Annotated in this window: 10 protein-coding genes; 7 read left to right on the top strand and 3 right to left on the bottom strand. The window is 60.8% G+C overall.

The window, feature by feature from the left end:
- The first annotated feature begins 258 nt into the window (after window positions 1-258).
- Complete coding sequence (locus tag BCA01S_RS06170) at window positions 259-1,074, top strand: MetQ/NlpA family ABC transporter substrate-binding protein (RefSeq protein ID WP_042318147.1); 816 nt, start codon at window positions 259-261, stop codon at window positions 1,072-1,074.
- 25 nt (window positions 1,075-1,099) lie between these two features.
- On the opposite strand, the gene BCA01S_RS06165 is transcribed toward BCA01S_RS06170, so the two are convergent.
- The gene (locus tag BCA01S_RS06165) at window positions 1,100-2,215 is read right to left on the bottom strand and encodes a succinylglutamate desuccinylase/aspartoacylase family protein (protein ID WP_027776175.1); all 1,116 of its coding nucleotides are present in this window, start codon (window positions 2,213-2,215) and stop codon (window positions 1,100-1,102) included.
- 252 nt (window positions 2,216-2,467) lie between these two features.
- Window positions 2,468-3,250, bottom strand: a complete 783-nt coding sequence (locus tag BCA01S_RS06160) for an ABC transporter substrate-binding protein (RefSeq protein WP_020066551.1) — start codon at window positions 3,248-3,250, stop codon at window positions 2,468-2,470.
- Between the two features lie 604 nt (window positions 3,251-3,854).
- Between BCA01S_RS06160 and BCA01S_RS06155 the strand changes: the two genes are divergently transcribed.
- The gene (locus tag BCA01S_RS06155) at window positions 3,855-5,000 is read left to right on the top strand and encodes an extracellular solute-binding protein (protein ID WP_027776174.1); all 1,146 of its coding nucleotides are present in this window, start codon (window positions 3,855-3,857) and stop codon (window positions 4,998-5,000) included.
- Window positions 5,000-6,799: a diguanylate cyclase domain-containing protein gene (locus tag BCA01S_RS06150; RefSeq protein ID WP_027776173.1), complete on the top strand. Its 1,800-nt coding sequence runs from the start codon at window positions 5,000-5,002 to the stop codon at window positions 6,797-6,799. The genes BCA01S_RS06155 and BCA01S_RS06150 overlap by 1 nt, the downstream gene beginning before the upstream one ends.
- 46 nt (window positions 6,800-6,845) lie before the next feature.
- Here BCA01S_RS06150 and BCA01S_RS06145 read toward each other — a convergent pair whose 3' ends face one another.
- The gene (locus tag BCA01S_RS06145; protein WP_027776172.1) at window positions 6,846-8,342 is read right to left on the bottom strand and encodes a mannitol dehydrogenase family protein; all 1,497 of its coding nucleotides are present in this window, start codon (window positions 8,340-8,342) and stop codon (window positions 6,846-6,848) included.
- Window positions 8,343-8,580: 238 nt separating this feature from the next.
- Between BCA01S_RS06145 and manD the strand changes: the two genes are divergently transcribed.
- The 4 genes from manD (at window position 8,581) to BCA01S_RS06125 (ending at window position 13,284) form a co-directional block, all read left to right on the top strand.
- Complete coding sequence (gene manD, locus BCA01S_RS06140) at window positions 8,581-9,789, top strand: D-mannonate dehydratase ManD (RefSeq protein ID WP_027776171.1); 1,209 nt, start codon at window positions 8,581-8,583, stop codon at window positions 9,787-9,789.
- Between the two features lie 103 nt (window positions 9,790-9,892).
- Window positions 9,893-10,939, top strand: a complete 1,047-nt coding sequence (locus BCA01S_RS06135) for an L-idonate 5-dehydrogenase (protein WP_027776170.1) — start codon at window positions 9,893-9,895, stop codon at window positions 10,937-10,939.
- A gap of 105 nt (window positions 10,940-11,044) precedes the next feature.
- Window positions 11,045-12,337, top strand: a complete 1,293-nt coding sequence (locus tag BCA01S_RS06130; protein ID WP_027776169.1) for an MFS transporter — start codon at window positions 11,045-11,047, stop codon at window positions 12,335-12,337.
- Between the two features lie 104 nt (window positions 12,338-12,441).
- Entirely contained in the window at window positions 12,442-13,284 is an 843-nt protein-coding gene (locus tag BCA01S_RS06125) for a GntR family transcriptional regulator (protein ID WP_027776168.1), read from the top strand.
- Window positions 13,285-13,304: the final 20 nt, after the last annotated feature.

Raw genomic sequence — 13,304 nt, 5'->3', positions numbered from 1 at the left:
AAAAATTAAGCGATCGCAATGCGATGCTCTTCGGCAAGGTCGTGCGACGGGCCGAAATTTAAGGGAACGCTGAGTAAGGTATGTGACAGGCGCATTGATTTTGAAATCTGTCGCGCGCAAGCGACAGTCAATGGCGATCTCGCGCATAAGCTTCTTCGCGCCCGCTCATATAAGCGTGTGAAAAACGATTGGTTTCAGGCGGCCGCCGCTGCATGCGACGATGCGCGCCTGTCAATCAAACCGCTTATGGGGAAACGCATGCAACGCCGCAATATCATCAGAACTCTGCTCGCGCTGGCCAGTGTCGCCGCTCTCTCGCTCACGACAACGTTTGCGCATGCAGACGGCCCGCAGCTTAAGGTCGGCACGATGAGCGGACCCGATGCGCAGATCTGGTCGGTCGTGACGAAAGTGGCGGCGCGCGAGGGGCTCAACGTCAAAGTGATCGAGTTCAACGACTACGTGCAGCCGAATGCAGCACTAGACGCCGGAGATCTCGACGCCAACGGTTTTCAACACCAGCCGTTTCTCGATAGCCAGATCAAACAGCGCGGCTACAAGATCGCGAATGTCGGGCTGACGTATGTATCGCCAATGGGCTTTTATTCGAAGAAGTTCAAGTCGCTGAAGGACTTGCCAGAAGGGGCGAAGGTGGGCATTCAGAACGATCCGTCCAATGGCAACCGCGCGTTGCTCCTGCTCCAGAAGTACGGTGTCATCAAGCTGAAGCCGGGCGTCGGGACGAACGGCGTCAATGCGACTCCGCTCGACGTGGCTGAGAATCACAAGAAAATCCGGCTCGTGGAACTCGACGCCGCGCAATTGCCGCGCGCGCTTGATGACCTCGACGCGGCGTCGATCAATACCGACTATGCAGTGAAGGCGGGCTTGCAGCCCACCAAAGACGCGATTGCGATCGAAGACCTCAAGGGGCCTTACGCAAACCTCATCGCGGTGCGCGAGAAGGACCGCAATCAGCCTTGGGTGAAGAAACTGGTCGCGGCTTACGAATCCGATGAAGTGCGCAAGTACATCGACACGCAGTTCAAAGGCGCGATCATCCCCGCGTTTTAAAGGGCTTTAGCGTCAAGGCCGCGAATCAGTTGCTCAACAGCGAGCCGCTTCGAAACGCGGTCGCGCCGGCAATGCGCGCGAATTCGAGGCCGGCCGTGGCGAAACGCGTCAGATGCCGCGCATACAGCACGCCGGCAACGTTGCTTTTGAGCGTAACGACGCGATCCGTCAACGGATCGACGATGTCCGCGATTTCATGGCCGACGTCGACCCAGGTGCCCACTTCGCAGCGATACACCAGCACGCCGCTGATCGGCGCGACAATCGGCTCGGCGCCGGCAAGCGGCGTGGCAGCAAATTCGAGCGGCGGCAGCGGCGCGGCCGTGCCTTCGATGACGCCACGCGAGGTCAGATATTCGACGATCGCCTGCGCGTCGCGCTCCGCATACTCGTAAGACACTTCTTGCTGCCCGCGCAATTCGATCGTGACCGAAATCGAGCCATTCGGAATCGGAAAACGCTCGCCGAAACGGCCGCGCAAGTCTGACCAGCAGAAGCTGTGAATTTCATCGAACGGATTGCCCACCGAATTGAGCGCAAGCAGCGACGCCTTTGCGTCGAGATAACGCGCAAGCGGCTCGACTTCGGGCCACAGGTCAGGGTTCGTGTACAGGTGCATGGCGGCTTCCCAGTCGCAATGCAGATCGAGCACGACGTCGGCGTCGTACGAAAGTTTTTGGAGCGCGAGACGTTGCGATTCGAGTTCGGTGGCCGGCGTCTGCGCGTCGAGCGCCTCGCGCATCGCGGTGCGGATCGCCGTGCGATTGGCGTCGATGTTATCCGTGAGGCGCCCTTCGATCACCGGCGCGACGAGTGCCGACAGATCGTGGAAATTGCGGTTGAAGTTCTGCGCGGTGTTGGTTTCGAAGCGTCCGGTCAGGTGACCGAGAAAGTGCTGGTTCAGGCCGATGGGATTCGCCACCGGCACGATGACCACTTCGCCGCGCAGCTTGCCGGCTGCTTCGAGCGCGGCAAGCTTGCGACGAAGTTCCCACGAGACGAGCATGCCCGGCAATTCGTCGGCATGCAGCGACGACTGAATGTAGATCTTCTGTCCGCCGCCGGGACCGTAATGGAAACTGGTCAGGTTGCGGGCGGTACCGAGCGTCGGGGCAATCAGCGGATGGGATTGAGTTTGCATGGTTGTCGAATTCGCGGGAAAGTGCGGCGCGCCGCTATCTCGTTGATTTGAGGGGAAAAGCCTGGATGACGCCAGTCGTTCACAATCGCCCGGCGCCATATCGATCGCACGATCTTAGCCGATACGGCGCGGTGCGTGGTCGTGCCGCTTCAAAAACGAAACGGGCCCCGCGCATGGCGGGGCCCGTTTCGGCGAGCCGTTCAGCGCGCCGCTAGACGCGCGTGGCGGCCCTGGCTGACACAAGCCGGCGTATTAGCTGCCGTACACGTCGAAGTCGAAGTACTTCTTCTCGAGCTTCTTGTACGTGCCGTCCTTGATGATGTCGGCGATCGCCTTGTCGACCTTCGCCTTCAGATCCGTATCTTCCTTGCGCATGCCGATGCCCGCACCGTTGCCGAGAATCTTCGGATCGTCGAGGTTCTTGCCGACGAAGTCGAAGCCGGCGCCGCGCGGCGTCTTCAGGAAGCCGATTTCAGCTTGCACCGCATCTTGCAGCGCTGCGTCCAGACGGCCCGACAGCAAGTCGGCATACACCTGGTCCTGGTTCTGATACGGCACGACCTTCGCACCCTTCGGTTCCCAGTACGTCTTTGCGTAGGTTTCCTGGATCGTGCCCTGTTCGACGCCGACCGTCTTGCCCTTCAGCGATTCAGCCGTCGGCAGGATGCCCGAACCCTTCTTTGCGACGAGGCGCGTCGGCGTATTGAACAGCTTCGACGAGAACGCGACCTGTTCGGCACGTTGCGGCGTCATGGACATCGACGACAGCACGCCGTCGAACTTCTTAGCCTTCAGGGCCGGGATCATGCCGTCGAAGTCGTTTTCGACCCACACGCATTTGGCCTTCAGGCGCGCGCAGATTTCATTGCCGAGGTCGATGTCGAAGCCAACGAGCTTGCCGTCGGAGCCTTTGGACTCGAACGGGGGATAGCTGGCATCGACGCCAAAACGGATGGTGGACCAATCTTTAGCGTGGGCGCCAATCGAGACGGTGGCAAGCAGAGCAACCGTCAAAGCCGCTAGCAGTTTTTTCACTGTTTTACTCCTCGGTGTAGTTCAAATACTCCCGCACGCGGTTGTGCCGCTACGGGAAACCCGGCGCGACTCACGACCGGGCCTGGGTTGAAGCTGCCGGCCGGGGCGGCCAGCAGCGCGCGCCAAGCTTATCAGTTCAAAAATGTTGGGTAGTTAGTGAAATACCGGATGGCGCATGAGCGATGCCTTGGCAGTAGAGGCGCCCGGTGGAGAACATGGTCGCACGACGATGCGAGCCGCATCGAATCGCCCGCTCTCTGCGCATGTCGTAATAACGTAGTAACCCGGTCGTAATGCGAATCGTTAAAAAGATTTAGCAATCACGTCTCCATTTAATTCGTCGAATTAATTAAAGAACGTTAAGCGCCTGCCGTTATCACGTGATGAATGCCCGTCGTGTCCCGCCGAGGGTCAGTTATTTCCAGGCATTGACGCGGTAATGAAACCAAAAACATATTGCTTGGCGCTATCATCGTTGCTCCTCGCGCTTCCACGCAGCGCACAGAACAGTTCTGGTCAGAGGAAACGTCTCCAGTATTGATTCGCGAGTCATTTACGCGGGCTTCTGCTCGCGGGAACTGCCTTCCGCAAAACGGTGTTGCATATGCACATGATTTCGACGGCAGATGGAGTGCGCTGTTTTAAGCAGCACGGTCAGCGGCAAATTGCGCTTGCGTCCTCGCGTGCGCCATTAGCGCGTAGCGGGTGCGCGGTTTTCTTGCGACTCGTTGTCGGCGTGTTTCTCAGTTTCGGGCTGCTATCGAGCGCGTCGGCCGAGGTCGCGAAAAAAGTCTTGCATGTGCTTGCGTGGCCCGGTTACGCCGATGCCGACGTCGTGAGGAACTTCGAGTTGCGTTACGACGTGAAGGTGGAAGTGACGCTCGTGGATTCCGACGAAGCGCTATGGGCCCAGCTACATGCCAGGAACGCGCCGCGCTTCGACGTGCTCGCGGCGAACACCGCGGAAATCCAGCGCTATACCCGCGCCAATCTGCTGGCGCCGCTGGATCTGCAAAGTCTGCCCAATGCCGCAAGACAACTGCCGCGTTTTCAGGCGCGCTCGGCGATTGAAGGAATCATGTCGGACGGCAAGGTCTATGCGATTCCGTTTACCTATTCGTCGATGGGCCTCATTTACGACCGCAAGCAGGTTGCAGTCGCGCCGCGCTCGATGCGCGAACTGTGGAACCCGCGATACCGCGGCAAGGTGCTCGACTTCAATAGTGCGCAGCACAATTTCTCGTTCACGGCGCTCGCGTTGGGTTATCCCGACCCGTTCAATCTCAACGCCACGCAGATGCGCGCGATTGCTCACAAGCTCGTCGATCTGCGCCGCAACCTGCTGACCTATTACACGCTGCCTGAAGAGGCGACCGCGTTTTTCATCCAGCATAACGTCGCGCTGATGTTCGGCAACTACGGCACGCAGCAACTGGAATTACTGCGCCGCGCCGGCGCCGACGTGGGCTACGTCATTCCCGACGAAGGTGTGCTGGCGTGGCTCGATTGCTGGTCGATGACGCGTGCAACTGCCGATCCGGCGCTCGCACTCGCATGGATCAACTACATGCTCGAACCGGAGGTGAGCCGGTTACTGACGCAGCGGCAAGGACTCGCAAACACATTGACCGATCCGGTTGCGCATAGCGATATCGCTCGCATCGTGTGGATCGGTCCGGTCGAAAACATTCAACGGCGCGAGGACCTGTGGGCCAGAATCGTCTCCGGTGACCGCTCGGAGCGCTTCTGATGATCCGCCCCGGCCTCACCTTCAAGCTGTCTGTTCTGCTCGCCTGCATTGGCGTGCTGGCATCCGGCGCGACCGGTTATTACGCGTATCACGCGAACCGCGCGATGCTGGTGAAGGAAGCCGGCCACAGCTTGCTGACGTCCACAGAATTGCTGGGTCAGCGTTTTTCCGCATCCATCGACGACGTGGGCGCCGACGCACTGGTGCTCGCGAGCTTGCCTTCGTCGGCCGAGGTCTTGGCGACCGGCGACGGATCTGCGGCGAGCGCGTCGCGCGAACGGCTCGCGCAGGTGTACTCGAGCTTCATGATCCATCACGTCGAATACCTGCAGATCCGGCTTATCAGCCGCGCGCATCACGGCCTCGAAATCATTCGCTTTGACCGCGACGCCGACGGACTGATGCGCGTGGACGGCGGCGATCTGCAGGAGAAAGCGCAGTTCCCGTATGTGTTCGAGCCGCTCACATTTTCGCCCGGACGCATTTACACGTCGCCGATTGCCGTCAATCATGAATACGGCGCGCACGCGGCGCAGGGCAAGCCGACGCTGCGGGTCGGCACGCCCGTCGCTAACGCGCAAGGCTCGGTGATCGGCGTCGTCGTGATCGATATCAATCTCGCCGATCTGCTCAAGCGCCTGCAGAGCGACTTGCCAAGCGATTATCAGGTCTATCTCTCCAACGAATGGGGCGACTTTCTGGTTCATCCCGATGCGTCCAAAACGTTCGGTTTCGATAGCGGCCGCCGCGTGCTGATGCAAGATAGCTTTGCCGTCACCAAACCGCTTTTCGAACAGAAGGAAAGCGAAGTACTTGTGAACGGCCTCGCGCGACCGCGTCAGGCCGAGGGGCAAGTACTCGCCTTCGTGCGCAGGCCGTTCGGCGCGTCCGAGGGCAATCGCTTCATCGTGATCGGGCTTGGCAAGCCGCTTGAAGACGTGTTGTCGGGCGCGCAATTGCTGGGCGGCAGCATCATTCGCATGGTGTTGATCTTCAGCGCGCTCGCACTGCTTCTCGCAATTCTTTTTGCACGTGCGCTAACCAAGCCGTTGCATATCCTCGCGTATGCGGCCACGCATCTTTTCGCCGAACACGCTATGGAGACATTGCCCGTCAAACGGACGGACGAGATCGGCATACTCGCGCGTTGTTTCGATCGTTTGCGCCGCGAGATCAGGTCGCAGATGGACGCGTTGCATGTGAAGCAGCGCGAACTCGTGCATCTCGCCACGCACGACGTGCTCACCGGACTGCCGAACCGCATGCTGTTCATGGAGAAGCTCGAGCGTGCGATCGACGATGCGACGCGCCGCCGCGAAGGACTCGCGGTGTTGTTCGTGGACCTCGACCGCTTCAAGCAGATCAACGACCAGTTCGGCCATTCGGTCGGCGATAAGGTGCTTGTTGCGGTGGCGCTGCGGCTCAAGCAGGTGCTGCATTCCGCGGATGTCGTCGCGCGTCTCGGCGGCGATGAATTCATCGTGCTGATCGAGGGGCCGCGCTCAGCAGAAGCGGCGCCGGGCATCGCCTCGCGAATCATGACCACGCTCAACGAAGAGATCGTGATGGACGGCCAGGGCATGACGGTGGGCGCGAGCATCGGCATCAGCCAGTTCCCCGACGACAGCGGCACGGCGGAGGAACTGCTGCTGAACGCAGACGCCGCGATGTATGCAGCGAAATCGGGGGGACGTTGCGCATATCTGCGTTATCGCGACGTGCTCGAGGCACGCCGGCGCAAGCAGGGGGACCAGACCGAAGTCGTGCACGTGCAAGCCGGCGAAAGCGCAACCGAGTGACATGAGGCCGAGCCCACGGCGTGACTGACATACGAAATGCGGCGCGTTATTGCAACGCCGCTACCGCTGCGCGTGCGCCATTGTCTTGCAGCAACTGCAACGCATGAAGCAGCGCCGCTCTGAACGCGGGCTGCGCGGCCAACTCCGCGGTGAATATTTCGCGCACGCAAAGCAGCGCATCCATCAGCGCCTGAGGATCGCCATTAGCCGATGCCGCGAGCGCCTTCAAATTTTCGGCGAGCGGGTCGCTGATGTCGTAGCGCGAACCGTTGTCTGCATAACCGCGCAAGAACGTCATCCATCCCGCGACCGCTAGTGCGAGGCGAGTGAACGGCTGCCTCGCGTCGATTCTGGCCGCAATGGTGCCCAAGAGGCGCGGCGGAATCTTCTGGCTGCCGTCCATCGCAATCTGCGCGCAGCGGTGCTTGAGCGCCGGGTTCGCATAGCGCGCGAGCAGTGCATCGCGATAGTTGGCGACATCGAACGACGCTGGCATGTTCAGCGTCGGCGCGACTTCTTCGGTCATCATCGCGTGGATGAGATTGCGCATGGCGGAGTCGGCGATCGCCTCGTCGATCGTGGTGAAGCCGCCAAGCATCGACAGATAGGCGAGGGTGGAATGCGTGCCGTTGAGCATGCGCAGCTTCGCCAGCTCGAACGGCGTGACGTCGTCGACGAGTTGTGCGCCCACCGCATGCCATGCAGGACGTCCCGAGGGAAAACGATCTTCGATCACCCATTGCCGGAACGGCTCGCAAGGCACGGGCGCGGCGTCACGATAGCCGAGCGCCGCCGCGACGGTGGCGTGCTCGGAGTCGGTCGTGGCCGGCACGATGCGGTCGACCATGGTCGACGGGAACGCAATTTCCGCTTCGATCCAGTCAGCGAGTGCCGGATCGAACTCACGAGCGAAAGAACACACCACCTGGCGCAGAGCGGCGCCGTTGTGCGCGAGGTTGTCGCACGACAGCACGGTGAAGGGTTCTCTCGCTGCATCGCGGCGCTGGCGCAACGCGGCAACCAGAATGCCAGGAACGCTGCGCGGTGCATGCGGATGCGATAGGTCGTGTACGACGGCGGGATTGTCGAGTGCGACGTCGCCGGTCTTCGCATTGCGGCAATAGCCTTTTTCCGTGACCGTCAACGAAACGATCCGCACGGACGGTTCAGCGAGCCGCGCGAACAATGCGTCATGGTCATGCGGCATTGCGAGCACCTCGCGCAATGCGCGCACAACGGTCACCTTCGCGCCCTCGGGTCCACGTTCGACAATGCTGTACACACCTTGCTGCTCCATCAGGGCATTGCGCTTCGCCACGTCGCCTTGCAGCGTAACGCCGCAGATGCCCCAGTCGCCGCCTTCGGCGAGCATCGCTTCTTCCGTATAAAGCGCCTGATGCGCGCGATGAAAATTGCCGATGCCGAGATGCACGATGCCGATGGACGGCTCGCGCCACGCAGCATGCCCCGGTGACAATAAATGCTGACTCAGGGCGGACAACGCATGACGGGTAAGGCGAGGCAATGAAGCTGGCGTGCTCATGGTGTGAAGTCCAGATGACGTGACAGGCTTGAAACGCCGTCAATCAGCGGGAAAACCCTGATTTGACGTTTCAATATACTTGTATGGTAGCATCGTTCAAACGCTTCGAGGCAAGCAGGCTGAAGCCGGATATGCAGTCGCATGCTTCGTTGAAAGCGCCATGACACCGTAGCCACGAATTCAGCGTCAGGCTCTCGTTCGGTGCCACGCCAGACCTGATTGAAGCAAGGAAGGAAACATGAAAATCGTTCGCGCCGATGTGATTGTCACGTGCCCCGGCCGCAACTTCGTCACGCTCAAGATCGTCACCGATGAAGGTGTGCACGGTATCGGCGACGCCACGCTCAACGGTCGCGAACTGGCGGTTGCCTCGTATCTGAAAGATCACGTTTGTCCGCTACTGATCGGTCGCGACGCGGGCCGTATCGAAGACACCTGGCAGTATCTGTACAAAGGCGCGTATTGGCGCCGCGGTCCAGTCACGATGACGGCCATCGCGGCAGTCGACATGGCATTATGGGACATCCTCGGCAAGGTCACGGGAATACCGCTGTACAAGCTGCTCGGCGGGGCGTCGCGCGAAGGCGTGATGGTGTACGGACACGCCACGGGTCGGGACATTCCAGAAGCGCTCGACCGTTACGCCGAGCACATCGAGGCCGGCTATCAGGCGATTCGCATCCAATGCGGTGTGCCGAACATGCGCTCGGTATATGGCGTATCGAAAGGCAGCGGCATGTACGAGCCGGCGACGAAGGGCGCCGTTGAAGAGCAAAGCTGGTCGTCGGAAAAGTACCTCGACTTCGTGCCGAAACTTTTCGAAGCGGTGCGCGACAAGTTCGGCTTCGACACACATCTGCTGCACGACGTGCACCATCGCCTGACGCCGATCGAGGCGGCGCGCCTTGGTAAGTCGGTTGAGCCGTATCGTCTGTTCTGGATGGAAGACCCCACGCCCGCCGAGAACCAGGCCGGCTTCCGGCTGATACGTGAGCATACGGTCACGCCCATTGCGGTCGGCGAAGTGTTCAACAGTATCTGGGACTGCAAGCAGTTGATCGAGGAGCAACTGATCGACTATATCCGCGCGACGTTGACGCACGCGGGCGGCATTACGCATCTTCGGCGCATTGCTGATTTTGCTTCGCTCTACCAGGTGCGCACGGGCTGTCATGGGCCGTCGGATCTGTCGCCGGTCTGCATGGGTGCGGCGCTGCATTTCGACCTGTGGGTGCCGAACTTCGGCGTGCAGGAATATATGGGCTTCCCCGAAGAGGCGCTCGAAGTGTTCCCTCATGCATGGCGCTTCGACCAGGGCATGATGCATCCGGGCGATGCGCCTGGCCATGGGGTCGACATCGACGAAGCCGCCGCTGCGCGTTTCCCCTACGACCCGGCTTATTTGCCCGTTGCACGTCTCGAGGACGGCACGCTATGGAACTGGTGACCAACGAGTGATGAGCGCCGCCGCTCAGGTCTTATTTACGCCGCTTTTTGCCGCGCTTAATTGAATCAATCGAGTTACCGCATCTGTCATACCGGAGTCCACCATGCTTGCAGCCGTGCTTCACGAACCCAAACTGATTCGCATCGACGAGGTCGATCCGCCGGAGCCGGGCCCCGGTCAGGTGCGAGTGCGCGTGCGCGCCGGCGGCATTTGCGGTTCCGATCTCTCGTATTACTTCAAGGGCAAGAGCGGCGATTTCGCGGTGCGTGAGCCGTTCGTGCTGGGGCACGAAGTGGCGGGCGAAATCGATTCGCTTGGTGAAGGCGTGAGTGTCGATGCGCGCCTCGTGCCAGGTCAGCGCGTTGCCGTGAACCCAGGGCTTGCATGCGGAACATGCAAGTACTGTACGGTAGGGATGCCTAATCATTGTCTGAACATGCGCTTCATGGGCAGCGCGTCGACGTTTCCTCACACGCAGGGCATGTTCCGCCAGTACATTGTCGTGGCCGCGCGCCAGTGCATTCCAGTGGCGGACAGCGTCGACTTTGCGCAGGCGTCGATGGCCGAGCCGCTCGCCGTCGCGCTGCACGCGGTGAAACGGGCAGGCTCGCTCGTCGGCGCAAGCGTGCTGTTGATCGGCTGCGGCCCGATCGGCTGCATCCTGCTTTCAGTCGCGCGACGCGCCGGCGCACATCGGGTCGTCGCCGTGGATTTGTCGAGCCGGGCCTTGCAGGTTGCCGCTCAACTCGGCGCGGACCAGACGGTCAATGCCGCCGACAGCGCAGCGATCGATCAGTGGTCCGCACAGCGCGGCACGTTCGATGTGGTGATCGAGGCGTCCGGCAGTCCGGCGGGACTCGAAACGGCTTTGCGGTCAGCGCGTGCCGGCGGCACGGTAATCCAGGTCGGTAATTTGCCTGCGGGACAGTCGCCAGTTGCGGCCAATCTTGTGATGTCGAAGGAGCTTTGCTATCAAGGTTCGTTTCGCTTCACCGACGAATATGCGATTGCCGCCGATGAAATCGCATCAGGCAAGGTCGACCTGCGCCCGCTGATGACACACGCATTTGCAATGAGCGATGCGAACCAGGCATTCGAGGTCGCTCTGGACCGCTCGCAGTCCATGAAGGTACATCTGAATTTCGACTGAACCCGCACGCCCGCAGGCGCGTTGCAAACACGTTCCTCGATGGGCGCAACACATTCACAAGCCGTTTCAAACGCCCGTCAAGAGGCGCAATGAAGGAGACATCGCATGATAAAGAGTCAACGCTGGTTTGTTGTCGCACTGCTGTTTCTGGCGGGCGTCATCAATTATCTCGACCGCTCGGCACTATCTATCGCCGCGCCGCTCATCCAGAAAGACCTGAACTTCTCGCACGCGCAAATGGGCGTTGTGTTCAGCAGTTTCTTCGTGGGCTATGCGTTGTTCAATTTCGTTGGCGGCGTGCTGTCGGACAAGGTCGGCGCGAAACGCGTGTTCGGCACTGCGATGGGCGTCTGGTCTTTGTTCTGCGGCGCCACCGCGCTCGCGACCGGCATCGGTTCGTTGATCGTGTTGCGTGTGCTGTTCGGCATGGGCGAGGGGCCGTTCAGCTCGTCGAACAGCAAGATGGTCAACAACTGGTTTCCTCGCAAGGAAGTAGCGAGCGCGATCGGCGTGATCAGTTCCGGCACGCCGCTTGGCGGCGCGCTGGCGGGCCCGGTGGTGGGTTTTATGGCGGTTCAGTTCGGCTGGCGTTGGGCGTTCGTCGCGATCATGTTGCTCGGGCTGCTATGGCTCGTCTTTTGGGCCGCGACCACGACCGAGCATCCGCAACAGAATTCGCGCGTCACAAGCGATGAGATGCAATTGATTCTCGCAGGCCAGGCCGATGAACACGCGCTCGCGCATTCCGCCGACGGCTCCAAGCTCGGCCTCGGCCACTTTCTGCGCAAGCCGATTATTCTCGCAACTGCCTTTGCCTTCTTCTCTTACAACTATGTGCTGTTTTTCTTTCTCTCGTGGTTCCCGACCTATCTGACCGAGGCGCACCACCTGAGTCTGCATGACATGAGCATCGCCACCGTGATTCCGTGGGTGCTCGGCAGCATCGGACTTGCAGCCGGCGGCTTTATCTCCGACCTGATTCTGCGTTTGACAGGCAAGCCGCTGCTGTCGCGCAAGATCGTACTGGGGACATGTCTTGGCGCGGCGGCGGTGTGCGTTGCATTGGCGGGCCGCGTCGCCAGCACGGAAAGCGCGGTCGCGCTCATGTCGGTGTCGATCTTCTTCCTGTATGTGACGGGCGCCGTTTATTGGGCCGTCATTCAGGACACGGTGCCGCGCGAACACGTGGGCGGCGTCGGCGGCTTCGTGCATTTGCTGGCGAATCTTGCGGGCGTGATCGGGCCGGCTGTGACTGGCTTCATCGTTCAGGCGACCCACGGCGCGTATGGCAGCGCATTCGTGCTGGCGGGAGGGATCGCGGTACTCGGCGCGGTGTGCTCCCTCGTGTGGATTCGCGAGCCGCGCACAAGCACACTGGCGGTGGAACGTGCATGGTAGTATGGTGCACAGCTTCGCGGCGTGCATTCAGCGTGCATTAGTAACGGCTACGCACCGATGCGCCGAGGCAGCTATCCACTCGATGCTCTTTCGTAGTTTGCAAAATGTCGACCAGGAATCTCTCCCCCAGCAAGCCGCCCATTGCAGCGAACGCCGGGAGCGCCACGCTCGCTGAACCTCGTGCGCGGCGTCGTGCGGGCGCGCAAGCTGGCGTGCATGTCCCACTGCCCGATCTGACTGAGAACGTATCGTTCGACTCGCACGAGCCTATCGGCAAGCAGATCTTCCGCGCATTGCGACAGGCCATTTTCGTCGGCCAGATGGTGCCCGGCACGCCGCTCTCGGAGAAGGAAGTGTCGGACATGTTCCAGGTATCGCGGCAACCGGTGCGCGAGGCATTCATCAAACTGGTCGAAGCGGGCGTGCTGCAGGTCTTGCCGCAACGCGGCACCTTCGTGAAGCGCATCTCTCCGCGCCAGGTGCGCGAAGGGCGCTTTATTCGCGAAGCGATCGAGACGGCGGTAGTGCGCAAAGCGGCAGTGTCGATTACCGATGAGCAATTGCAGGCGCTCGCCGACAATCTGCGCGAACAGAAGCTCGCGGCGAAATCGAATGACACGGCCGCGTTCCTCGCGCTCGACGAAGCATTCCACTACGCGATTTCGCAGGCGATAGACTGCACTGCCGCGTGGGAAACCATTCAGGACATCAAGGCGCAAATGGATCGCGTGCGCTATTTGAGTTTGCCGGACGTGTCGCCCCTCGATCTGCTGATAAGGCAACACGCGAAGATCCTTGCCGGCTTGCGCGCACACGATCCCATCGCCGCCGAAGACGCCATGCGCAGCCACTTGCGTGAAATCCTCGTGTCGCTCGGTCCCATCGCCGCGCGTAACCCCGCCTGGTTCGAAACAGACGAACCGGAGCGCGTGCCGCTGTCCGCGTGAAAACGTCGCGCTGAGCGGGT

Source organism: Paraburkholderia caledonica NBRC 102488 (assembly GCF_000685095.1).
Taxonomy (GTDB): domain Bacteria; phylum Pseudomonadota; class Gammaproteobacteria; order Burkholderiales; family Burkholderiaceae; genus Paraburkholderia; species Paraburkholderia caledonica.
Note: the sequence above shows the minus strand (reverse complement) of the source record. Positions and strands in the feature narration are given on the sequence as shown.